The organism is Variovorax sp. ISS6 (genome assembly GCF_056523145.1).
Window position 1 is genome coordinate 414,625 of record NZ_JAWRZC010000002.1, and the last position, 23,538, is coordinate 438,162.

At 71.3% G+C, this 23,538-nt stretch carries 16 protein-coding genes; 5 read left to right on the top strand and 11 right to left on the bottom strand.

Annotated elements, in window-relative coordinates; genetic code table 11:
- Positions 1-2: 2 nt before the first annotated feature.
- Entirely contained in the window at positions 3-635 is a 633-nt protein-coding gene (locus tag AC1HIL_RS33560; protein ID WP_413765306.1) for a CMD domain protein, read from the bottom strand.
- Positions 632-1,729 (bottom strand): putative FMN-dependent luciferase-like monooxygenase, encoded by a 1,098-nt coding sequence (locus AC1HIL_RS33565; RefSeq protein WP_413765305.1) that lies wholly within the window; start codon positions 1,727-1,729, stop codon positions 632-634. Before AC1HIL_RS33565 ends, AC1HIL_RS33560 begins: the two co-directional genes overlap by 4 nt.
- A 205-nt stretch (positions 1,730-1,934) precedes the next feature.
- On the opposite strand from AC1HIL_RS33565, the gene AC1HIL_RS33570 reads away from it, so the two are divergent.
- Positions 1,935-3,287, top strand: coding sequence for an LLM class flavin-dependent oxidoreductase (locus tag AC1HIL_RS33570; RefSeq protein WP_296729418.1), 1,353 nt, complete (start codon positions 1,935-1,937; stop codon positions 3,285-3,287).
- Between the two features lie 22 nt (positions 3,288-3,309).
- Here the strand turns inward: AC1HIL_RS33570 and metE are convergent, their stop codons facing one another.
- Positions 3,310-5,601 carry a 5-methyltetrahydropteroyltriglutamate--homocysteine S-methyltransferase gene (gene metE / locus AC1HIL_RS33575; RefSeq protein ID WP_479669044.1) on the bottom strand — a complete coding sequence of 764 codons (2,292 nt, stop codon included), beginning with the start codon at positions 5,599-5,601 and terminating at the stop codon, positions 3,310-3,312.
- A 107-nt stretch (positions 5,602-5,708) separates the two neighbouring features.
- Between metE and AC1HIL_RS33580 the strand changes: the two genes are divergently transcribed.
- Positions 5,709-6,593, top strand: coding sequence for a LysR family transcriptional regulator (locus tag AC1HIL_RS33580; protein ID WP_057592609.1), 885 nt, complete (start codon positions 5,709-5,711; stop codon positions 6,591-6,593).
- On the opposite strand, the gene AC1HIL_RS33585 is transcribed toward AC1HIL_RS33580, so the two are convergent.
- On the bottom strand, positions 6,594-7,217 hold the full coding sequence (locus AC1HIL_RS33585; RefSeq protein ID WP_413765303.1) for an FMN-binding negative transcriptional regulator: 624 nt from the start codon (positions 7,215-7,217) through the stop codon (positions 6,594-6,596).
- Between the two features lie 82 nt (positions 7,218-7,299).
- Between AC1HIL_RS33585 and pdxR the strand changes: the two genes are divergently transcribed.
- Positions 7,300-8,754, top strand: coding sequence for a MocR-like pyridoxine biosynthesis transcription factor PdxR (gene pdxR / locus AC1HIL_RS33590; RefSeq protein ID WP_479669043.1), 1,455 nt, complete (start codon positions 7,300-7,302; stop codon positions 8,752-8,754).
- Here pdxR and AC1HIL_RS33595 read toward each other — a convergent pair.
- From AC1HIL_RS33595 to AC1HIL_RS33620, 6 genes are all read right to left on the bottom strand, one after another.
- The gene (locus tag AC1HIL_RS33595; protein ID WP_479669042.1) at positions 8,745-9,605 is read right to left on the bottom strand and encodes an isocitrate lyase/PEP mutase family protein; all 861 of its coding nucleotides are present in this window, start codon (positions 9,603-9,605) and stop codon (positions 8,745-8,747) included. The two genes, pdxR and AC1HIL_RS33595, sit on opposite strands and share 10 nt — an antisense overlap.
- Positions 9,606-9,621: 16 nt before the next feature.
- On the bottom strand, positions 9,622-10,815 hold the full coding sequence (prpF, locus tag AC1HIL_RS33600; RefSeq protein WP_479669041.1) for a 2-methylaconitate cis-trans isomerase PrpF: 1,194 nt from the start codon (positions 10,813-10,815) through the stop codon (positions 9,622-9,624).
- 13 nt (positions 10,816-10,828) lie between these two features.
- The gene (gene acnD / locus AC1HIL_RS33605; protein ID WP_479669040.1) at positions 10,829-13,453 is read right to left on the bottom strand and encodes a Fe/S-dependent 2-methylisocitrate dehydratase AcnD; all 2,625 of its coding nucleotides are present in this window, start codon (positions 13,451-13,453) and stop codon (positions 10,829-10,831) included.
- A 56-nt stretch (positions 13,454-13,509) separates the two neighbouring features.
- Positions 13,510-14,493 (bottom strand): tripartite tricarboxylate transporter substrate binding protein, encoded by a 984-nt coding sequence (locus AC1HIL_RS33610; protein ID WP_296729407.1) that lies wholly within the window; start codon positions 14,491-14,493, stop codon positions 13,510-13,512.
- A gap of 120 nt (positions 14,494-14,613) precedes the next feature.
- Positions 14,614-15,771: a bifunctional 2-methylcitrate synthase/citrate synthase gene (gene prpC / locus AC1HIL_RS33615; protein ID WP_172705295.1), complete on the bottom strand. Its 1,158-nt coding sequence runs from the start codon at positions 15,769-15,771 to the stop codon at positions 14,614-14,616.
- Positions 15,772-15,776: 5 nt separating this feature from the next.
- Positions 15,777-16,172, bottom strand: coding sequence for an acyl-CoA thioesterase (locus tag AC1HIL_RS33620; RefSeq protein WP_208513781.1), 396 nt, complete (start codon positions 16,170-16,172; stop codon positions 15,777-15,779).
- A gap of 123 nt (positions 16,173-16,295) precedes the next feature.
- On the opposite strand from AC1HIL_RS33620, the gene AC1HIL_RS33625 reads away from it, so the two are divergent.
- Together AC1HIL_RS33625 and AC1HIL_RS33630 are read left to right on the top strand one after the other, a co-directional pair.
- Positions 16,296-17,735 (top strand): short-chain fatty acyl-CoA regulator family protein, encoded by a 1,440-nt coding sequence (locus tag AC1HIL_RS33625; protein ID WP_479669038.1) that lies wholly within the window; start codon positions 16,296-16,298, stop codon positions 17,733-17,735.
- A gap of 294 nt (positions 17,736-18,029) precedes the next feature.
- A complete protein-coding gene (locus AC1HIL_RS33630; RefSeq protein WP_479672803.1) occupies positions 18,030-22,388 on the top strand; it encodes a hypothetical protein in 4,359 nt (1,452 codons plus the stop codon).
- A 101-nt stretch (positions 22,389-22,489) separates the two neighbouring features.
- Here the strand turns inward: AC1HIL_RS33630 and AC1HIL_RS33635 are convergent, their stop codons facing one another.
- Entirely contained in the window at positions 22,490-23,536 is a 1,047-nt protein-coding gene (locus tag AC1HIL_RS33635) for a LacI family DNA-binding transcriptional regulator (protein WP_398493623.1), read from the bottom strand.
- Positions 23,537-23,538: the final 2 nt, after the last annotated feature.

Below are 23,538 nucleotides of genomic sequence, written 5' to 3' on the forward strand. Positions count from 1 at the left end.
GTTCAGTCGACGGAAGTGATGGGATGGCGCGCCAGCGTGCGCAGGCCCGCGACGACGCGGATCTGGAACGCGAGGAAGGCCACGAGCTGCGACAGAGTCACGATGCCGGTGGACGACCAGCCGGCATCGAGCAAGGCCTGCAGCGCGGTGGGGCTCGCATCGCGCGGATGGAACACCAGCAGCTGCGCATGCACGAGCGCGGCCGACAGGCGCGGGCCCAGCGCTTCGCGGTTCCCATCGGCGACCGCGTACGAGGGGCCGGCCGTGTCCTCGGCGCTCAGCGGGCCGGCGGGATAGCGTCCGTACGGGCCCTTGGCGGCGGCGCGTTTCGCTTCGTCCGCGACCGCCTCGGCCAGGCCCGCGCGTGCGCGCTGCGAGGCCAGGCGCTGCGCGTAGAAGCGCGCGACCTCGGGCTGCTCGTGCAGCGCGGTCACGAAGGCCGCGATGGCGAATCGGTCCGCGATATCGAACGCTTCGGGCACGGGCGGCGTGGGCGCGAACAGCGCGAGGTAGCTCTGCTGCGCGTTGAGGCGTGCCTGTTCGCGCTGCGCGCGCAGGCGGTCGAGCGGATCGCCGGGCGCGATGCCGACCAACTGGTCGATCACGTCGGCGACGGGAGTGGTGGTGGCGGTCATGAGGTCTGGAGGGAAGGAAGGTCGGTGGGTGCCGCAGCCGTGTCCCGCTGCCAGCCGAGCGCGGGCGCGACCTCGGTGGCGACGAGTTCGATCGAGCGCAGGATCGCCGCATGCGGCGGATCGACCGAGTGCACCTGGCACACGAGGTCGGTGACGCGCGCGAGCGTGCTGTCGGCGGCAAGCGATGCGATCACGTCCTCGGGCGTTCCCACGTGCACGTCGTAGGCCGCGATCAGTTGTTCGAGCGGGGCCTCGGGGCCCGCGCGGTCCGCGAGGCCACCGCCGCCCGAGGCCGCGAAGCGCGCGGCCGAGCGTCGCAGGCCGATCTCGGCCAGGCGCAGCGCCTCGGCGCGCGTGTCCGCCACGAAGACGCTGCGCGATCCCACGATGCGCGGCGTGGCGCCGGCGGGCAGCGCGGCGAGGTAGGCATCGACGATCGGGTTTTGCAGCTCTGCCAGCGTCGCATCGGGTGCTTCCAGCGTGCGCGGCTGGGTGCGCGAGAGCATCAGGCCGTCGCCGGCCTGGCCCGCGCGCGTGCCGCCGCCGACGGAGAAGGTCGCCTGCCAGATCCGGCCCAGCAGTTGGGCGCCCGCGGGGTACAGCGTGTCGCCGCCCGCGAGCGGCCGGCCGGCCCAGGCCGCGCGCACGGCGGCGAGCTGCCGCGCGAACAGCGCCGGACGCTCGGCCGCATCGAGGCCGAAAGCGGCGAAGGCCTCGGGCGTGCCGCCCGTGCCCACGCCGATTTCGAGCCGGCCGCCCGCGAGCAGGTCCAGCACGATGGCGTCCTCGGCCACGCGCAGCGCGTTCTCGAGCGGCAGGGTCACGATGCCGGTGCCCAGGCGGATGCGACGCGTGCGCGCGGCCACGTGGGCGAGAAAGACGAAGGGCGATGGCAGGCCGCCCTCGTGTTCGTGGAAGTGGTGCTGCGCGACCCAGGCCGAGTCGAAGCCGAAGGCCTCGGCGTGCGCGATCTGCGCGGCCACCAGGCGATAGCGCTCGGCCGCGGGGGCGTCGTCGAGCAGCCGGCTGAAGAAGCCGAGGCGCTTGCGCACCGTCGGTCGTTGGGCGGAGGGTGCGTGCGAAGGCTCGGGCATGAAGCGGAAATTGTGGCGGCCGGGGGCTGCGCCGGCTGCGAAGAAAAAGTCGCATGCATATGCGCAAACCGAGGCTGCGCCACCCGACCGCCTTGCCAAATGCAGCGCGCGCCTAAGGAAGTGCGAATCCCTTCTTTCCGCGCGAGCGGACACCGACTTAACCTGCCGCCGCACTTTTGCGCGCACCCTCCGACCACGAGTTCCCATGGCCACTTCCTCCCGCCAGATCAAGCTGGGCGCCTTTCTCATGCAGACCGGCCACCACATCGCCGCCTGGCGCCATCCGCAGGCACAGGCCGACGCGGGCAGCAACTTCCGCCACTACGTCGAGCTCGCGAAGCTGGCCGAGGCCGCGAAGTTCGATGCCGTCTTCCTGGCCGACTCGGTGGGCGTGCGCAGCAGCGAACTCGCCTCGCTCTCGCGCACCGCGCGCAGCGACCACTTCGAGCCGTTGACCCTGCTGTCGGCGCTGGCCGCGGTCACCGAGCGCATCGGCCTGATCGCCACCGTGTCAACCAGCTTCAACGAGCCCTTCAACGTGGCGCGCAAGTTCGCCTCGCTCGACCAGATCAGCGGCGGCCGTTCGGGCTGGAACCTCGTGACCTCGAGCGGCACCGGCGAGGCGCAGAACTTCAACCGCGACGAGCACTTCGAGCACGCGTTGCGCTACGAGCGCGCGGCCGAGTTCCACGACGTGGTGACCGGCCTGTGGGACAGCTGGGAGGACGACAGCTTCGTGCGCGACAAGGACAGCGGCCAGTACTTCCACGAGGACAAGCTGCACGTGCTGCATCACAAGGGCAAGCATTTCTCGGTGCGCGGGCCGCTCAACGTCTCGCGCTCGCCGCAGGGCCGGCCGGTGGTGGTGCAGGCCGGCGCCTCGGAAGCCGGCCGCGACCTCGCCGCGCGCACGGCCGAGGTGATCTTCGTCGCGCACCAGACCTTCGACGAGGCCAAGAGCTTCTACCGCGACATCAAGGACCGCGCCCAGGCCTACGACCGCGAGCCCGAGTCGATCAAGATCATGCCGGGCATCTTCCCGGTGGTCGGCCGCACGCAGGAGGAGGCCGAGGAGAAGTTCGCGCTGCTGCAGGACCTGGTGCACCCGGTGGTCGGCGTCTCGCTGCTGTCGAACGTGATCGGCGGCTTCGACTTCTCGGGCCTGCCGGTCGACGGCCCCGTGCCCGAGCTGCCCGAGACCAACGGCCCGAAGAGCCGGCAGCGCCTGCTGCTCGACCTCGCGCGGCGCGAGAACCTCAGCATCCGCGACCTCTACCTGCGCATCGCGGGCGCACGTGGCCACCAGCAGGTGGTGGGCACGCCGCAGAGCATCGCCGACCAGCTGCAGCAGTGGTTCGAGGAAGGCGGCGCCGACGGCTTCAACATCATGTCGCCGTGGTTCCCGGGCGGGCTGCAGGACTTCATCGAGCTGGTGCTGCCCGAGCTGCGCCGGCGCGGCCTGGTGCGCACCGAGTACGATGGAAGTACCTTGCGCGAGCACCTGGGGCTGCAGCGGCCGCGGCATGGGCAGCGCCGGGCCGCGGTGAGCGCCGCATAGCGGCGCGTCGCCTCTCCTCCGCTCATACGGCGGCGCGCAGCGTCCTGGCCGCCGCCACCATGTTGCTCAGCGCCGGAATCACCTCGGGCCACTGGCGCGTCTTGAGGCCGCAGTCGGGGTTGACCCACAGGCGCTCCGCGGGAATGCGCTCGGCCGCCTTCTTCATCAGCTGCACGATGTGCTCCTGGCTGGGGATGTTCGGCGAGTGGATGTCGTAGACGCCGGGGCCGATCTCGTTCGGGTACTTGAAGTCGTCGAAGGCGTCGAGCAGCTCCATGTCCGAGCGCGAGGTCTCGATGGTGATGACGTCGGCATCCATGTCGGCGATCGACGCGATGATGTCGTTGAACTCCGAATAGCACATGTGGGTGTGGATCTGCGTCTCGTCGCGCACGCCGTTGGCCGTGATGCGGAATGCATCCACCGCCCAGTCCAGGTATTCCTGCCATTGCGACTTGCGCAGCGGCAGGCCTTCGCGCAGCGCGGCCTCGTCGATCTGGATCACGCGCACGCCGGCGCGCTCGAGGTCGAGCACCTCCTCGCGGATGGCCAGCGCGAGCTGACGGCAGGAGGCGGCGCGCGGCTGGTCGTCGCGCACGAAGGACCAGTTGAGGATGGTCACGGGGCCGGTCAGCATGCCCTTCATCGGCCGTTGCGTGAGCGACTGCGCATAGCGGATCCACTCGACCGTCATCGCCTTCGGGCGGCTGATGTCGCCGAACAGGATCGGCGGCTTCACACAACGCGAGCCGTAGGACTGCACCCAGCCGAACTGGCTGAAGGCATAGCCCTCGAGCTGCTCGCCGAAATACTCGACCATGTCGTTGCGTTCGGCCTCGCCATGCACCAGCACGTCGAGGCCGAGCGCTTCCTGCTCGCGCACGCTGCGCTCGATCTCTGCGCGCATCGCCACCTGGTAGTTGGCCGCGTCGAGGCGGCCGGCCTTGAACTCGCTGCGCGCATGGCGGATCTCGGCCGTCTGCGGAAACGAGCCGATGGTGGTGGTGGGGAACGGCGGCAGCTTGAGGAACGCGGCCTGCTTGGGCGCGCGCTGGGCATAGACGCTCTCGCGCCGGCCGAGCTGGCTGTTGAGCCGGGCCACGGCCGCCTGCACGGCGGGGTTGTTCACGCGCGGCGAGGCACGGCGCGCTGCCAGCGCCGCGGCGTTCGCGGCCAGCGCCTCCTTCACGGCCGCGCGGCCGTCGCGCAGCGCGCTGGCCAGCACGCGCAGTTCCTCGAGCTTCTGCAGCGCGAACGCGAGCCAGGACTTGAGTTCGGTGTCGAGCTTCTGCTCGCTCGCCAGGTCGACCGGCACATGCAGCAGCGAGCACGAGGGCGCGATCCACAGGCGGTCGCCGAGGCGCTCGGCCAGCGGTTCGAGCCAGTCGAGCACGGCGGCCAGGTCGGTCTTCCAGATGTTGCGGCCGTTGATCACGCCGAGCGACAGCACCTTGTGCGGCGGCAGCATGCTCAAGAGCGGCAGCACGTCGTCGCGGCCGTTGATGGCATCGACGTGCAGGCCGGCCACCGGCAGGTTGGCGGCCAGGTACTTGTTCTCGGCGAGCTGGCCGAAGTAGGTGGCCAGCAGGATCCTGATCCTCGCGCTCTTGAGGTGGTGGTAGGCCGTGTTGAAGGCGTGCTGCCAATCGGCGTCGAGCTCGGTCGCGAGCAGCGGCTCGTCGATCTGCACCCATTCGACGCCGCGCGCCGCGAGCGCGTCGAGCAGCTCGGCATAGACCGGCAGCAGGCGCGGCAGCAGCGCGAGGCGGTCGGAGTCGTCCTTGGCCTTGCCGATGGCCAGGTAGGTGACGGGGCCGACCAGCACCGGCTTGGCCTTCACGCCCTGTGCCCTGGCTTCGTCGAGCTGCTCGAGCAGGCGCGAGGCATCGAGCCTGAACTCGGTGGCCGCGGTGAACTCGGGGACGATGTAGTGGTAGTTGGTGTCGAACCACTTGGTCATCTCGCCCGCGGCCACGCCGCCGCAGCAGCCCGCATGCTCCTCGGCCGACTGCGCCGAGCGGCCGCGCGCCACGCGGAAGTAGTTGTCGAGCGCATCGCCATGGAAGCCGCGCACCCGCTCGGGCAGGTTGCCGAGCGTGAAACTCATGTCCAGCACCTGGTCGTAGAACGCGAAGTCGCCGACCGGCACGAGGTCGAGGCCGGCCTGGTCGTTCCAGTGGCGCTGGCGCAGCGTGGCGCCCAGCGCCTGGAGCGTTTCGCGCGAGGACTCTCCCTTCCAGTACGACTCGAGCGCGAACTTCAGTTCGCGCCGGGCGCCGATGCGGGGAAAGCCGAGGTTGTGGGTGGTGGTCATGGGTAGCGGAAGGTCCGGCAGTACAGGGAAAGGCGCGATCCTAGGTGTGGCGACCCGTGAAGTAAAATGGTCTTATTTCACGCATCCATGAATCTGGCTCATTGACCATGCTCGAGCGCATCCATCTGTCGATCGTCCAGGAAGTGGACAAGCAGGGCTCGCTGACAGCGGCCGCCGAGGTGCTGCACCTCACGCAGTCGGCACTGAGCCATTCGATCCGCAAGCTCGAGCAGCAGCTCGGCACCGAGGTCTGGCAGCGCGAGGGGCGCAGCCTGCGGCTGACGCAGGCGGGCCAGTACCTGCTCGCGGTGGCCAACCGCGTGCTGCCGCAGCTCGCGCTGGCCGAGGAGCGGCTGGGCCAGTTCGCGCAGGGCGAGCGCGGCTCGCTGCGCATCGGCATGGAATGCCATCCCTGCTACCAGTGGCTGCTCAAGGTGGTCTCGCCCTACCTCGCGGCCTGGCCCGACGTGGACGTGGACGTGAAGCAGAAATTCCAGTTCGGCGGCATCGGCGCGCTTTTCGGCTACGAGATCGACCTGCTCGTGACGCCCGACCCGCTCTACAAGCCGGGCCTGCACTACGAGCCGGTGTTCGACTACGAGCAGGTGCTGGCGGTGGCGCGCGGCCACCGGCTGGCGAACCTGCCCTACGTGAAGCCCGCGCAGCTCACGCAGGAGGTGCTGGTCACCTACCCGGTGGCGACCGACCGGCTCGACATCTACAACATGTTCCTGATGCCCGCGGGCGTGACGCCCAGGCGGCACAAGGCCATCGAGACCACCGACATCATGTTGCAGATGGTGGCCAGCGGCCGCGGCGTGGCCGCGCTGCCGCGCTGGCTGGTCGAGGAGTACGCGCAGAAGATGGACGTGGTGCCGGTGCGGCTCGGCGCGCGCGGCATCGCCAAGCAGATCTTCCTGGGCGCGCGCGAGGCCGACACCGACATCGACTATCTGCGCGCCTTCGTCGAGCTGGCGCGCGCGGCCGGCTGATCAGCCGGCCGGCCGCATGCGCTCGGCGATCTCGGCGTGGCCGCGCGCGGCCAGCGCCTCGGCGGCGCCCGCGCGATCGCGCGTTTCCTTGTTCTGGCTGAGCTTCGACTTGCCGACCAGCGAAGTGAGCGCGATCTCGATGCCGACGATGCGGCCCAGCATGTCGTCGATGAAATCGGGCGCCGAGTCGCCCATCTTCCAGGGCCTGGGCTCGGCCGCCTCGTGGCGGCGCGTGAGGCGCGCGACGATGCCGCGCACGAAGCGCTCGTCGTCGCGCACGGTGATCGTGCCGTGCGCATGCACCACCTCGTAGTTCCAGGTCGGCACCTGGCGGTGCAGCTCGTGCTTGCTCGGGAACCAGCTCGGCGAGATGTAGGCCTGCGCGGCGCGGAAGACCACCATCACCTCGGTGCCGGTCGGGCAGCGCTGCCAGACGTCGTTGGCGCGCGCGACGTGCGCCGAGAGCAGGCCGTGCGTGCCGACCTCGGGATCGAACTCGAAGGGCAGGTGGTCGGCGTCCAGCCCCGCGGGGCCGTGCGTGACCAGCATGCCGAGCGGATGCTCGCGGATGACGCGCTGGAGCGCGGCGGGATCGGTGACGGCGAAATGCGCGGGGATGTACATCGGGCGTGGCTCGCAAAGCGTGGGGGGCCTCACTGTCGCCTCGAACCGGCACAATGCGAAGAACCAGTTTTCCACTTTTTGCATGGACCAGTTGTCGCTTCCCCCGGGCCAGGGCGCGGGCCGCCGCATCTACGCGCTGCTGCGCGACCAGATCGCCGACGGCACCCTGCCCGCGGGCGCGCCCGCCCCGTCGACGCGGGCCCTGGCGACCGAGCTCGGGGTCTCGCGCACCACGGTGACCGCGGTCTACGAGCAGCTCGCGGCCGAGGGCTACCTGCTCACCTCGGCGGGCCGTGCGGCGCGCGTGGCGAGCCCGCCGTCTGCGGCCGTGGCACGACCGGCGGCCGCCTCCCGCCGCGCCCGGCCCGCGCCCACGCTGTCGGCCTACGGCCGCCGCATCGCGGCGATGGCGCCACCGTCCGCCGCGCCGAGCGAGCCGCCACGCATCGACTTCCTCTACGGCGCGGTCGCCTCGCGCGACTTCCCCGCGCTGGCCTGGCGGCGCGCCTACCAGGCCGAGCTGCTGCGTCAGCAGCGCAGCCTGAGCTACGCGCCGCCCGAAGGCGACGAAGGCTTGAGGCGCGCGCTGCAGGGCTATCTGCGGCGCGCGCGCGGGCTGGTCTGCGACGCCGGGCAGATCGTCGTGGTGCAGGGCTCGCAGCAGGGCATCGACCTGTGCGCGCGGCTGCTGCTCGATCCCGCCGATGCCTTCGTGTTCGAGAACCCCGGCTACCTGATGGCGCGGCGCTGCTTCGAGGCCACGGGGGCGACGCTGCTGCCGGTGCCCGTCGATGCGCAGGGCCTGGACACGGCCGCGCTCCCGCGCGACGGCCGCGCGCGCCTGGCCTATGTCACGCCCTCGCACCAGTTCCCGCTCGGCGGCGTGCTCGCCATCGGCCGGCGCCTCGAACTGCTGCAATGGGCGCGGCAGCAGCACGCCTGGATCGTGGAGGACGACTACGACGGCGAGTTCCGCTACGGCCAGCGCCCGATCGATGCGCTGCGCGCGGTCGATGCCGACGGGCGCGTGCTCTACGTGGGCACCTTCTCGAAGGCGCTGTCGCCGCAGATGCGGCTCGGCTACCTGGTGCTGCCGCCCGAGCTGGTGCCGGTGTTCCGCCAGGCCAAGCGCATGGCCGACCGCCATGCGCCGCTGCTCGAGCAGCGGGTGCTGGCGGCGCTGATCGACAGCGGCGCCTACGAGCGCCACGTGCGGCGCGCGCGGCGCGAGAACGAGCGCCGCCGCACGGCGCTGCTCGAGGCGATCGCGCGCCATCTGCCGGCCGAGGCGCAGGTCGCGGGCACGGCGGCCGGGCTGCACGTGGTGCTGTGGCTGCCGTGGCTGCGGCCGCGCGACGAAGCCGCGCTGGTCGCCGCCGCGCGGCTGCGTGGCGTGGGTGTCTATCCGGTGTCGCCGCTCTACGCGGGCAAGGCCGCGGGCGGTCGCTGCGGTGGCCTGATCCTCGGCTATGCGAGCCTCACGGTCGAGCAGATCGCGCAGGGCGTGCGGCTGCTGGCCGCGGTGCTTCAGCTGTAGCGCTGCTCCAGCGCGTCCCACTCGGGCTTGCCCACGAGCCGCTGGCGTTCGGCGAAGGGCGTGACCAGGCCGCTGGACTCGCGCACTTCCTTCTCGTCGCGCAGCACGGTCAGCGCCTTCTGCATGCCGGCCACCGCGCCCTGCAGCGCGGCATTGGCATAGAGCACGATGCCGTAGCCGAGCTCGCCGAGTTCGGTCGCGTTGAAGATCGGCGTCCTGCCGCCGATCACCATGTTCATGAGCTGTGGCCGGTCCAACCGTTGAGGCAGCGCGCGAACTTCCTCCGCGCTGGTCACGGCCTCGACGAACAGGATGTCGGCGCCGGCCTCGGCGAAGCGCTGCGCACGCTCGACCGCGGCCTCGAAGCCATGGACCGCGGCCGCGTCGGTGCGCGCCATGATCAGCAGGTCGGCATCCTGCCGCGCATCGACGGCCGCCTTGATCTTGCTCACGGCCTCCTCGGTGGAGATCACTTCCTTGCCCGAGAAATGGCCGCAGCGCTTGGGCGCGACCTGGTCCTCGAACTGGATGCAGTCGGCGCCCGCGCGCTCGAGCGTGCGCACGGTGTGGCGCACGTTGAGCGCGTTGCCGAAGCCGGTGTCGGCATCGACGATCAGCGGCACCGACACCGCATCGCGGATGCGCGCCGTGTGGTCGGCGATCTCCGACAGGCCCATGAAGCCCTGGTCGGGCATGCCGAACCACATGTTGGTGACGCCGGCACCGGTGACGTAGATGGCCTGGAAGCCGAGGTCCTCGACGACGCGAGCGGAAAGCGCATTGAAGGCGCCCGGAACGATCAGGCCGCGGCGGGCCTCGGCGAGGGACTTGAGTTGCTTGCGGGTGGACATGGGGAGGATCCGTCTTTCAGAAACTGTCGCCGGGCACGCGCACCCAGCCTTCCATCAATACGCGCGCGCTGCGGCTCATCAGGGCCTTGGTCACGGCCCACTGGCCATCGACCGCGCGCGCCTCGGCGCCGACGCGCAACGTGCCCGAGGGATGGCCGAAGCGCACCGCCTGGCGTTCGCCGCCGCCGGCCGCGAGGTTCACCAGCGTGCCGGGGATCGCGGCCGCGGTGCCGATCGCGACCGCGGCCGTGCCCATCATCGCGTGGTGCAGCTTGCCCATCGACAGGGCGCGCACCAGCAGGTCGACATCGGCGGCCCGCACCGGCTTGCCGCTGGAGGCGACATAGTCCTTCGGCGGTGCGACGAACGCGACCTTGGGCGTGTGCTGGCGCTTCGCGGCCTCGGCGATGTCCCGGATCAGGCCCATCTTCACGGCGCCGTGCGCGCGGATGGTCTCGAACATCGCGAGCGCCTTCGGGTCGCCGTTGATCGCGTCCTGCAGCTCGGTGCCGCTGTAGCCGATGTCGGCGGCGTTGACGAAGATGGTGGGGATGCCGGCGTTGATCAGCGTGGCCTTGAAGGTGCCGACGCCGGGCACCTCGAGGTCGTCGACGAGCCTGCCCGTGGGGAACATCGCGCCGCCGCCCTCGCCCTCCCCCTCGTCGGCCGGATCGATGAACTCCAGCGGCACCTCGGCCGCCGCGAAGGTCACGCCGTCGAGCTCGAAGTCGCCGGTCTCCTGCACCTGGCCGAGCGAGATCGGCACATGGGCCACGATGGTCTTACCGATGTTGGCCTGCCAGATGCGCACGGTGCACACGCCGTCGGGCGGCACGCGGGCCGGATCGACCAGGCCCTGCGCGATCGCGAACGGGCCCACGGCGGCCGACAGGTTGCCGCAGTTGCCCGACCAGTCGACGAAGGCGCTGTCGATGGAGACCTGGCCGAACAGGTAGTCGACGTCGTGATCGGGCCGCGTCGAGCGCGAGAGGATCACGGTCTTCGAGGTCGACGAGGTGGCGCCGCCCATGCCGTCGATCTGCTTGGCATAGGGGTCGGGGCTGCCGATCACGCGCAGCAGCAGCGCGTCGCGCGCCGGGCCCGGCTGTTGCGCGGCCTGCGGCAGGTCCTGCAGGCGGAAGAACACGCCCTTGCTGGTGCCGCCGCGCATGTAGACGGCGGGAATCTTGATCTGGGGAATGAATGCCATGGCGATGGGTTTCTCAAGCGGCCGCGGTGTTCGCGGCCAGGAAGTCTTGCGCAAAACGCTGCAGCACGCCGCCGGCCTCGTAGATGGACACTTCCTCGGCGGTGTCGAGGCGGCAGGTGACCGGCACGCGAAGCTCCTCGCCATTGCGCCGATGCACGATCAGCGCGAGGTCGGCGCGCGGGGCCGGCTGGCCGGCCACGTCGTAGGTCTCGGTGCCGTCCAGCCCCAGCGTGAGCCGCGTGGTGCCGGGCTTGAACTCGAGCGGCAGCACGCCCATGCCGAGCAGGTTGGTGCGGTGGATGCGCTCGAAGCCCTCGGCCACCACGGTCTCGACGCCGGCCAGGCGCACGCCCTTGGCGGCCCAGTCGCGCGAGGAGCCCTGGCCGTAGTCGGCACCGGCCACGACGATCAGCGGCTGGCGGCGGTTCAGGTAGGTCTCGATCGCCTCCCACATGCGCACCGCGCGGCCCTCGGGCTCGATGCGCGCGAGCGAGCCCTTCTGCTGCACGCCGTCGACCACCGCCATCTCGTTCACGAGCTGCGGATTGGCGAAGGTGGCGCGCATCGCCGTCAGGTGGTCGCCGCGGTGCGTGGCGTAGGAATTGAAGTCCTCTTCCGGCAGGCCCATCTTCGCGAGGTACTCGCCGGCGGCGCTGTCGCGCAGGATCGCGTTCGACGGCGACAGGTGGTCGGTCGTGATGTTGTCGGGCAGCAGTGCCAGCGGCCGCATGCCGCGCAGGGTGCGCGGGTTGGCCGCGAGCGCGCCCACGCCCTCGCTGTCCCAGTAGGGCGGGCGGCGGATGTAGGTGGACTGCGGGCGCCAGTCGTACTGCGGGCTGGCCTTCTCGCCGTGGTCGGCATGGATCGCGAACATCGGCTCGTAGACCCGGCGGAACATCTCGGGCCGCACCGAGGCGGCGACGATCGCATCGATCTCCTGGTCGCTGGGCCAGAGGTCGGCCAGGCGGATCTCCTTGCCGTCGACCACGTCGAGGATGTCGCGCTCGATGTCGAAGCGCATCGTGCCCGCGATCGCATAGGCCACCACCAGCGGCGGCGAAGCCAGGAAGGCCTGCTTGGCGTAGGGATGGATGCGGCCGTCGAAGTTGCGGTTGCCCGAGAGCACGGCGGTGGCGTAGAGGTCGCGCTCGACGATCTCCTGCTGGATCTTCGGATCGAGCGCGCCCGACATGCCGTTGCAGGTGGTGCAGGCGAAGGCGACGATGCCGAAGCCCAGCTGCTCGAGCTCGGCCAGCAGGCCGGCGTCGCGCAGGTAGAGCTCGACGGCCTTCGAGCCCGGCGCCAGCGAGGACTTGACCCAGGGCTTGCGCACCAGGCCCAGCCGGTTGGCGTTGCGCGCCAGCAGCCCGGCCGCGATCACGTTGCGCGGGTTCGAGGTGTTGGTGCACGAGGTGATGGCCGCGATGATCACGGCGCCGTCGGGCATCAGGCCGGCGGCCTCCTGCTGGCGCGCCTCGTGCAGGCCGATGGCGATCTCGCGCTCGGCCAGCTGCGAGGTCGGCAGGCGGCGGTGCGGGTTCGAGGGGCCCGCCATGTTGCGCACCACGCCGGAGAGGTCGAACTTCAGCACGCGCTCGTAGATGGCGGATGCCAGCGCGTCGGCCCAGAAGCCCGCGGTCTTCGCGTAGGTTTCGACCAGCGCGACCTGCGCGTCCTCGCGGCCGGTGAGCCGCAGGTAGGCCAGCGTCTGTTCGTCGATGTGGAACAGCGCGGCCGTGGCGCCGTACTCGGGGCACATGTTGGAGATGGTCGCGCGGTCGCCGATGGTGAGGCTGCGCGCGCCCTCGCCGTAAAACTCGAGGTAGGCGCCGACCACCTTTTCGCGGCGCAGGAACTCGGTCAGCGCCAGCACGATGTCGGTGGCGGTGATGCCCGGCTGGCGGCGGCCCGTGAGCTCCACGCCGACGATCTCGGGCAGCCGCATCCACGAGGCGCGGCCGAGCATCACGTTCTCGGCCTCGAGCCCGCCCACGCCGACCGCGATCACGCCCAGCGCGTCGACGTGCGGCGTGTGGCTGTCGGTGCCCACGCAGGTGTCGGGGAAGGCCAGGCCGTCCTGCACGTAGACCACGGGCGACATCTTCTCGAGGTTGATCTGATGCATGATCCCGTTCCCCGCGGGGATCACCTCCATGTTGGCGAAGGCGCGCTTGGTCCATTCGATGAAATGGAAGCGGTCCTCGTTGCGCCGGTCCTCGATCTCGCGGTTCTTCTCGAAGGCCCGCGGGTCGAAGCCGCCGCACTCCACGGCCAGCGAGTGGTCGACGATCAGCTGCACCGGCACCACCGGATTCACCTGCGCCGGATCGCCGCCCTCGGCCGCGATCGCATCGCGCAGGCCCGCGAGGTCGACCAGCGCGGTCTGGCCCAGGATGTCGTGGCAGACCACGCGCACCGGGAACCACGGGAAGTCGCGATCGCGCCGGCGCTCGGCGATCTGCAGCAGGCATTCGTCGAGGATCGCGGGATCGCAGCGGCGCACGAGGTTCTCGGCATGCACGCGCGCGGTGTAGGACAGCGTGTCCCAGGCACCGGGGCGCAGCGCTTCGATGGCGGCGCGCGCGTCGATGTAGTCGAGCGCGGTGCCGGGGAGTTTCTTTCTGTGGCTTGAAGTCATCGTGGGGAAGCGGGCAGGAAAGCGATGCGGCCCCGCTGCGAGGGGCCGCGCGGGGTTCATTCGGAGCGGATGTCGTTGTCCTTCACGACCTTGGCATAGCGCGGGATCTCGGTGCGGATCAGCGCGCCAAACTGCTCGGCGCTGCCGCCGGCCGGCGACACGCCGGTGGGATCGAGCTTCGCGACCAGTTCGGGCGCCTTGAGCCCGGCGTCGAGCGCGCCGTTGAGCTTCGCGAGCACGGACGGCGGCACGCCCCGGGGCGCGATCAGGCCGTGCCAGGCCACCACGTCGTAGTCGGGCAGGCCGCCGCTCTCGGCGATCGAGGGAATGTCGGGATAGGCCTGCAGCCGCTTCGCCGTGGTGACGGCGAAGGCGCGCAGCCGGCCCGACTGCACGTGCGGCATCAGCGCCTCGGTGCCCGCGATCAGCATGTCGACGTTGCCCGCCACCAGGTCGGTGACGGCCGGCCCGGTGCCGCGGTAGGGCACGTGCGTGGCCTTGACCTTCGCCATGCCGAACAGGTACTCGCTCACGATGTGCAGGTGGCTGCCGTTGCCGGCCGAGGCGAAGGTCAGCTTGCCGGGGTTCTGGCGCGCGAAGGCCAGCAGTTCCTGCAGGTTCTTCGCGGGCACCTTCGACGGGTTGACGCACAGCACGTAGGCGCCCTTCGAGAGCTGGATCACCGGCGTCATCTCGGCCACCGGATCGAAGCGCAGCTTGTAGAGCGAGGGATTGACCGTGTAGCTGCCCGCGATCAGCAGCAGCGTGTAGCCGTCGGCCGGCGTGTGCAGCGCGTACTCGGTGCCGATGGTGCCGCCGGCGCCGGGCCGGTTGTCCACCACCACCGACTGGCCCAGTTGCTGGGTCAGCACGTTGGCCGCCACGCGGGCGATGAAGTCGGAGCCGCCGCCCGGCGCGAAGGGGCAGACGATGCGCAGCGGCTTGTTCGGGAAGGCCTCCTGGGCGCGGCTCAGGGTGGCGGCGGGCAGCGTCAGTCCCGCCAGGGCGGCGGTCGAGAAGGCGCGGCGGTTCAGCGTCATGGTCTTGTCTCCAGTGTTGTCGTTCGATGTGGGAGCGTGCCGCCCACGGGAGGCGGCACCGCGGAGTGTGCTCCGAGCGACATCGACCTGGAAGGACTTCACCGCGCCGCTGCCCCCGCCTCAGGCGCGCGCCTCGATCGGCACGAACGCCAGGTCCTCGGGGCCGGTGTAGTTCGCGCTCGGGCGGATGATCTTGTTGTCCACGCGCTGCTCGATGACGTGCGCGGCCCAGCCGCTGGTGCGCGCGATCACGAACAGCGGCGTGAACATGGCGGTGGGCACGCCCATCATGTGGTAGCTCACGGCGCTGAACCAGTCGAGGTTGGGGAACATCTTCTTGACCTCCCACATCACCGACTCGAGCCGCTCGGCGATGTCGTACATCTTGGTCGAGCCGGCCTCCTGCGACAGGCGCCGGGCCACGCCCTTGATCACCACGTTGCGCGGATCGCTCACGGTGTAGACCGGGTGGCCGAAGCCGATCACCACTTCCCTGGCCTCCACGCGGCGACGGATGTCGGCCTCGGCCTCGGCCGGGCTGTCGTAGCGCTTCTGGATCTCGAATGCGACCTCGTTGGCGCCGCCGTGCTTGGGGCCGCGCAGCGCGCCGATCGCGCCGGCGATGGCCGAGTGCATGTCGCTGCCGGTGCCCGCGATCACGCGGGCGGTGAAGGTGCTGGCGTTGAACTCGTGCTCGGCATAGAGGTTGAGCGAGGTGTGCATCGCGCGCACCCAGGCCTCGGAGGGCTTCTCGCCATGCAGCAGGTGCAGGAAGTGGCCGCCGATCGAGTCGTCGTCGGTCTCCACGTCGATGCGCTTGCCCTGCGTGCTCCAGTGGTACCAGTACAGCAGCATCGAGCCCAGCGAGGCCATCAGGCGGTCGGCGATGTCGCGCGCGCCGGGCAGGTTGTGGTCGTCCTTCTCGGGCAGCACGCAGCCCAGCGCCGAGACGCCGGTGCGCATCACGTCCATCGGGTGGGCGCCGGCCGGCAGGCTTTCGAGCGCTTCCTTCACGCTCGCGGGCAGGCCGCGCATCGCCTTGAGCCGTGCCTTGTAGGCCTTGAGCTCGGCGCGCGTGGGCAGCTTGCCGTGCACCAGCAGGTGGGCGATCTCCTCGAACTCGCAGACCTCGGCGATGTCGAGGATGTCGTAGCCGCGGTAGTGCAGGTCGTTGCCGGTGCGGCCCACGGTGCACAGCGCGGTGTTGCCCGCGGTCACGCCCGAGAGGGCGACGGATTTCTTGGGGCGGAAGCCCGCGGGTGCGGTGGTGTCGGTCATGGGGTTCATGCGGTTTCTTCGTTGAGGTAGGCGCGATCGATGGCGGCGGGACGACCGGCGGCGTCGACCGCCACCATCTCGAACACGCCCTTGAGGACTTCTTCGGCCGGCGCGCCCGGCACGTCGGCCAGGCCGGTCACGCACACGGTCATCGAGCTGCGGCCGATGCGGCTGACCCAGCCGCGCAGCAGCAACTGGTGGCCCACCGGCACCGGCGCGAGGAAGTCGACGCCGGTCACGCCGGCCATCACCACCTCGCGCTGCGCGAGTCCGCGCGCGGCCAGGAAGGCGGCCTTGGTCATCAGTTGCAGGCCCTGCCCGGCGAACAGCGTGCCGCGGTGGTTGGCATGCACCGGCAGCACCAGTTCGCGCAGTTCGGTCGTTCCAGCGGGTGTTGTCATGCTTCGCAATCTACGCAGAGAATGCGGTTTGCAGAAGGACTGAAAAGGCAAATTCTTGCGAACCTCAATCCTCCGATTTGCAAATTTTGCGAATTTCCCCGCATTCGCGGCGAAGGCGAAACGATGAAGAAGACATTCATGGGCGTGCGCCTGCGCAGCCTGCGCGCGGAACGCGGCCTGTCGCAGGTGGCGCTGGCCCAGGCGCTGGAGCTGTCGCCCAGCTACCTCAACCAGCTCGAGCAGAACCAGCGGCCGCTGACGGTGGCGGTGCTGCTCAAGATCAGCCGCGCGCTCGGCGTCGACATCCAGCAGTTCTCGGAAGACGAGGAGGCGCGGCTGGTGGCCGGCATGCGCGAGGCGCTGGCCGATGCCGCCGAGCCGGTGGCGCTGCCCGAGCTGCAGGAGGTGGCGGCGCAGATGCCCGCGCTGGGCCGCGCGCTGCTGGCGCTGCACCGGCGCAACCTCGAGGCGATGGAGCAGCTCGAGACCATGGCGCTGCGCCTGGGCGACGAGCGCTCGGGCCTGGCCGCGCCGCGCGCCATGCCCTTCGAGGTGGTGCGCGACTTCTTCTTCGCGCACCAGAACCACTTCGACACCCTCGACCGCGCGGCCGAGGCGCTGGCACGGGAGGCGCAGCAGGCGCAGGCCGCGCCGGGCGCGCGCGAGCACGGCGGCCATCTCGCCGAATGGCTGGTCGAGCGGCTGCGGCAGCGCCACGGCGTGCGCGTGCTGCTGACCGACGACACCGAGGTCAGCAAGCGCCGCTACGACGCCGCGCAGCGCAGCCTGCGGTTGTCGCCCGCGCTCGAGCCGGGCCAGCAGGCCTTCCAGCTCGGCACCCAGCTCGCGCTGCTCGAGCTCGGCGCGGCGATCGACGCGCTGGTCGACGCGCCGCCCTTCACCGAGGACCCGGCCTCGCGCAAGCTGGCGCGCATCGGCCTTGCCAACTACTTCGCGGGCGCGCTGCTGCTGCCCTACGGCGCCTTCCTCGAGGCCGCGGAATCGCTGCGCTACGACATCGACCTGCTCGGCCAGCGCTTCGGCGTCGGCTTCGAGACCGTGTGCCACCGGCTCAGCACGCTGCAGCGGCTGGGCGCGCCCGGCGTGCCCTTCTTCTTCGTGCGCGTGGACAAGGCCGGCAACATCTCCAAGCGCCAGTCGGCCACGCACTTCCACTTCAGCCGCACCGGCGGCACCTGCCCGCTGTGGAACGTGTACGAGGCCTTCGCGCAGCCCGAGCGCATCCTGCCGCAGCTCGCGCGCATGCCCGACGGGCGGCGCTACCTGTGGATCGCGCGCTCGGTCTCGCGCGGCCAGCGCGGCTGGGGCTCGCCGCGCAGGACCTTCTCGATCGGGCTGGGCTGCGACATCCGCCATGCGCCGCGGCTGGTGTATGCGAAGGGGCTCGACCTGCAGGACCCCGAGGCCGCCACGCCGATCGGCATGGGCTGCAAGGTCTGCGAGCGCGAGCGCTGCCCGCAGCGCGCCTTTCCGTTCATCGGCGAGGCGCTGGACGTGGACGAGAACCAGAGCCGGTTCGCGCCGTACGGCTTCGAGCGCTGAAGCCGCCGAACGCGAGCAGGCCTCGTCCGGCCTTCTTTCGGCCGCTTCGCCGACACCGCCACGGCCCCCGGAACCTGCCCGGCGTTCCGGGAAAAAAATCGCTCACGTTACGTAACGCGCGGCGAAAAGCCGTGTTACGGATGTTCCCGCCGCGTGTTACCCCGGATGAGAAAAGCCTTTGGAATCAACGAGATAAGGCGGTCGAGGTGCCGTAACAGAGGACCGCCATGGCGGCAGCGCAAAGACGGCACGCATGTTGCCCCTGTAGGCCACATCTTTGTCACAGAGGCCGCCATGACTACAACTCAATCATCGACCCCGACGACCCCGGAAACCACCGTGAACGGTGGGGCGCCCGTGGTCCTCGCGCAAGCCACCACCACGCCGATCGCACCGATGGGCTCGACCGCCATGGCGCCTCCCTCCGCACCCGCGGCCGCCGCGCCCGCCAGCATCGGATCGCTGTCGAACGCGACCCCGGGCACGACCATCGTGCGCGACGGCGTGAGCATCCCGGTGGACGGCAACCAGTCGCTGATCGCCGGCGACCGCGTGATCGTTCCCGATGGCGGCCAGGCCAATGTGCTGTTCCCCGGCTCGGCCACCAACAAGGCGCCGCTGGCCGGCGTCTTCGCGGGCGGCACCGATGCCACCGTCACGTCGACCAAGCTGCCGGGCGGCCTCGAGCAGGTCAATGTCGACGTGGCCTCGGGCGACCTCGCGGTCACCCCGCCCGACGCCGACGCCGATGCGGCGGCGCTGGCCGTCACCAAGAAGCTCGCCAGCGGCGGTGGCCTCGGCCTCGGCGAGTTCGCGCTCGGCGCGCTCGGTGGCATCGCGCTGGCCGCGGCCCTGGGCGGCGGCGGCGGCGACTCGACCATTCCCTTCTTCATTCCCGGCGTCGGCGACTCCGACGCGGATGCGGACGCGGACGCGGATGCGGATGCCGATGCGGACGGTGATGCCGATGCCGATGCCGATGCGGACGCAGATGCGGATGCCGACGCTGATGCAGACGCCGATGCGGATGCAGACGCCGATGCGGACGCGGACGCGGATGCCGACGCTGACGCCGATGCGGACGCCGATGCCGATGCCGACCACCTGCTGGATCCGGGCGACAGCGCCGTCGGCCACGTGGTCGATGCCGTGGACAACACCCTGGGCCTGGGCGGCGCGCTGCAGACGGTGAAGCCCATCGTCAACAGCGTCACCGACGTGATCGACGACGTGCTCGCGCCGATCGCCGGCAACGAGTTCACGCCCAACGATCCCAACGAATTCGATCCCGTGGACAACGTGGTCGACCACGTCACCACCAATCTCGGCGGCGTGCTGTCGCCCGTGGTCGACGGCCTGCTGGGTGGCGGCACCACCGGCGCGATCATCGACACGGTCAACACCCAGGTCGACTACCTGACCGATGCACTGAACAACATCCTCGAGAACGTGCTGGGCAGCGACGGACTGCTGGGTGGCGTGACCACCGGCCTGGGCATCGATGGCCTGGTCGACGGCCTGCTGGGCGACGACGGCGTGGTCGGCCAGGTGCTCGACGGCCTGCTCGGCGAACACAGCCTGCTGGGCGGCCTGCTCGGCGAGGACGGCCTGGTCGGCGGCCTGCTGGGCGACGATGGCCTGCTCGGCGGCCTGCTGGGCGAAGGCACCGCGGTCGGCAGCCTGCTCGACACCCTGCTGGGTGACGGCGGCCTGCTCGGCGGCCTCGGCGGCGAAGACGGCCTGCTTGGCGGCCTGCTCGGCCCCGCGCTGGGCGAAGGCGGCCTGCTCGGAGGCCTGCTGGGCGACGACGGTGCGCTCGGCGGCCTGCTCGGCGAGGACGGCCTCGTGGGTGGCCTGCTCGGCGGCGACGGCGTGCTCAGCGGCCTGCTCGGCAGCGAAGGCCTGAGCGGCGGGCTGCTCGGACCGGACGGCCTGGTCGGCAGCCTGCTGGGCCCCGATGGCGTGGTCGGCAACCTGCTGGCCGACGGTCCGCTGGGCGGCCTGCTCGGCGGTGAAGACGGTCTGCTCGGCGGCCTGCTGGGCGACGACGGCCTGGTCGGTGGCCTGCTCGGCGAAGACGGGCTGCTCGGCGGTGTGCTCGGCGAAGACGGCCTCCTCGGCGCCGGCGGCCCGCTCGGCGGCCTGCTGAGCGACGACGGCCTGCTCGGTGGCCTGCTGGGCGATGAGGGCCTGGTCGGCGGTCTGCTCGGCGACGACGGCCTGTTGGGCGGCGTGCTGGCCGACGACGGCCTGCTCGGTGGCCTGATCGGCGGCGACGGCCTCGTGGGCGGCCTGCTCGGCGGCGATGGCCTGGTCGGTGGCCTGTTGGGCGACGACGGTCTGCTGGGTGGCCTGCTCGGCGAAGGCGGCATCCTCGGCGGCGTGCTGGGCGAAGACGGCCTGGTCCCGAGCCTGCTCGGCGACGACGGCCTGGTCGGCGGCCTGCTGGGTGGCGACGGCCTCGTGGGCGGCCTGCTCGGCGAGGACGGCCTGCTCGGCGGCTTGCTGGGCGGCCTGGTCGATGGCATCGGCGGCGGCGGTGGTGGCACCGGCGCGCAACTGCTCGACCCGACCGACACCATCGTCGGCGGCCTGGTCGACGGTCTCAACGACGGCCTGCTCGGCGAGCTCGGCCTGGGCGACGTGCTCGCCCCGGTCGTCGGCCTGACGGACAGCCTCACCGACACCGTGAGCGGACTGCTGGCCCCGGTGCTCGGCGACAGCTTCACGCCGAACGACCCGAACGTGCTGGATCCGGTGGACGACCTCGTGAGCCAGGTCACCGGCGGTGTCGGCGACCTGCTGAGCCCGCTGACCGACCAGCTGCTGGGCGCCGGCACCACCGATGCGCTGCTGGGCGCGGTCGGCACGCAGGTCGACTTCCTGACCGATGGCGTGGCGAATCTGATCGGCGGCGATGGGCTGCTGGGTGGCGTGCTGGGTGATGACGGCCTGCTGGGCGGCTTGCTCGGCGGCGACGGTGGCCTCCTGGGCGGTGTCCTGGGTGACGACGGCCTGCTGGGTGGTCTGCTCGGCGGTGACGGCGGTCTCCTGGGTGGCGTGCTGGGTGACGACGGCTTGCTGGGCGGCCTGCTCGGCGGCGACGGTGGTCTCCTGGGCGGCGTGCTGGGTGACGACGGTCTGCTGGGCGGTCTGCTCGGTGGCGACGGCGGCCTGCTTGGTGGCGTGCTGGGTGATGACGGCCTGCTGGGTGGTCTGCTCGGCGGCGACGGTGGCCTGCTGGGCGGTGTCCTGGGCGATGACGGCCTGCTGGGCGGTCTGCTTGGCGGCGACGGTGGTCTGCTGGGTGGCGTGCTGGGCGATGACGGCCTGCTGGGCGGTCTGCTCGGCGGCGACGGTGGCCTGCTCGGCGGTGTCCTGGGCGATGACGGCCTGCTGGGCGGTCTGCTTGGCAGCGACGGCGGCCTCCTGAGTAGCGTGCTGGGTGACGACGGCCTCCTGGGCGGCGTCCTCGGTGGCGAAGGCGGCCTGCTCGGCGGCATCCTTGGCGACGACGGCCTTCTCGGCGGTCTGCTGGGTGGCCTGCTCGGCGGTGGTGCCGATGCCGGCGCCTCGGCCAGCCTGATGGTCGCGGCCGATGCGCCTGCCGCGGACGGTGGCCTGCTTGGCGGCCTGCTGGGTGGCGATGGCGGCCTGCTCGGCGGCATCCTCGGTGACGACGGCCTGCTGGGCGGTGTGCTCGGCGGTGACGGTGGCCTGCTCGGCAGCATCCTCGGCGATGACGGCCTGCTGGGAGGTGTGCTCGGTGGCGAAGGTGGCCTGCTCGGCGGTGTCCTGGGCGACGGTGGTCTGCTGGGTGGCGTCCTCGGTGGCGAAGACGGCCTGCTCGGCGGCATCCTGGGTGACGACGGCCTCCTGGGCGGTGTCCTCGGCGGCGAAGGCGGCCTGCTCGGCGGCATCCTGGGTGACGACGGCCTCCTGGGCGGTGTCCTCGGCGGTGACGGCGGCTTGCTCGGCGGCATCCTGGGTGACGACGGCCTGCTGGGCGGCGTGCTCGGCGGCGACGGCGGTCTGCTCGGTGGCGTCCTCGGCGACGACGGCCTGCTGGGTGGCGTGCTCGGCGGCATCCTCGGCGACGACGGCCTGCTGGGCGGCGTGCTCGGCGGTGACGGTGGCCTCCTCGGCGGCGTGCTCGGCGGTGGCGAAGGCGGCCTGCTCGGTGGTGTCCTCGGCAGCGACGGCCTCGTGGGCGGCCTGCTCGGCAACGATGGCCTGGTCGGCAACCTGCTGGGCAACGACGGACTGGTCGGTGGCCTGGTGGGCGGCCTGCTCGGCAACGACGGTCTCGTCGGCAGCCTGCTCGGCGCCCTCGGCGGCGACGGCCCGGTGGCCAACATCCTGCAGCCGGTGACCGAGATCGCCAGCGGCCTGAGCGACACCCTCGCTCCGGTGGTGGACACGCTGACCAGCGCCAGTTCCGGTGCCCTGGCCCCCGTGACCGACATCCTGGCCGGCGCGACCGCGGCGGCGGCACCGGTGGTCGAGACCGTGTCCAACGTGGTCGAGAACGTCGATCACTCGGTGGGCTCGGTGGTCACCGACGTGGTGACACCGATCACCAGCCAGGTCGAGCACACCGTGAGCAGTGCGGTGACCCCGGTCGCCAACATCCTGCACGGCCTGCTGGGCTGATCGCGCACCGCGGCCTCGGCCGCGGCTCGCCACGAAAAAAAGGGGCGGACCGGCGACGGTCGGCCCCTTTTCTCATGGCGCCCCGCGGGGCGCCGGACCGCTCAGGCGCTGCCCCGCTCGATCAGCTCGAAACCCAGGTCGCGCTTGCGCGCCGCCGGCGTCTCGCTGCGCAGCCGCTGCACCAGCATGCGCGCGGCCTCCTCGCCCATGCGCACGGTCGGCACCGCGATGGTCGTGAGGCCGGGGTTGAGCTCGCGCGCGATCTCGTAGTCGCCGAAGCCCATGATCGCGAGCTGCCTGGGCACCGCGATGCCCAGCCGCTGGCAGGCCAGCAGCGCGCCCGAGGCCAGCAGGTCGCTCGAGAACAGCAGCAGGTCGCTGTCGGGGAAGCGTGCGCGCGCGGCCTCGAGCAGGGTGCTGCCGCTGCCCATGGTGTAGGGCAGGTTCTCCACCACCAGGCTGCGCGGCGCCTGGCCGGGATAGTGGCGCGCCATGCCGGTGGTGTAGCCGTCCAGGCGCTCGCGCGCGCGGTCGTCGCCGGGGCGCGCGGCGCCCACGAAGGTGGGATGGCGGTAGCCGCGGCGCTGCGCATAGGCCACGGCCGCGGCCAGCGCCTCCTGGTTCGAGAAGCCCACGAGCTGGTCGATCGGCTTGCGCGTCCAGGCCCAGCTCTCGACCACGGGAATGGCGGCGCGCGCGAGCATCTCGCGCACCGCGTCGGTGTGGCGCGTGCCGACGAGGAAGAAGGCGTCGGGCCGGCGGCCCAGCAGGCTGCGCACCACGGCCTCCTCGCGCTCGTGGCTGTAGTCGGTGTGGCCGATGATCACCTGGTAGCCGGCCTGCAGCAGCACGTTCGACAGGCCCTGCAGCGTCTCGGCGAAGACCGAGGCCGCGATCTGCGGGATCACGGCGGCCACCGTCATGCTGCGGTTCGAGGCCAGGTGGCTGGCCGCGAGGTTCTGCACGTAGCGGGTGCTGCGGATCGCCGCCTCCACGCGCTCGCGCGTCTGCGGCGTGCAGCCCTCGGGGTCGCGCAGCACGCGCGACACGGTCTGTGCCGACACGCCCGCCACCTGGGCCACGTCGGCCATGGTGACGGAGTTGGTGCCGAAGCGGCGGCGGCCCTGTCTTTTTTCGGGTTCTGTCATGG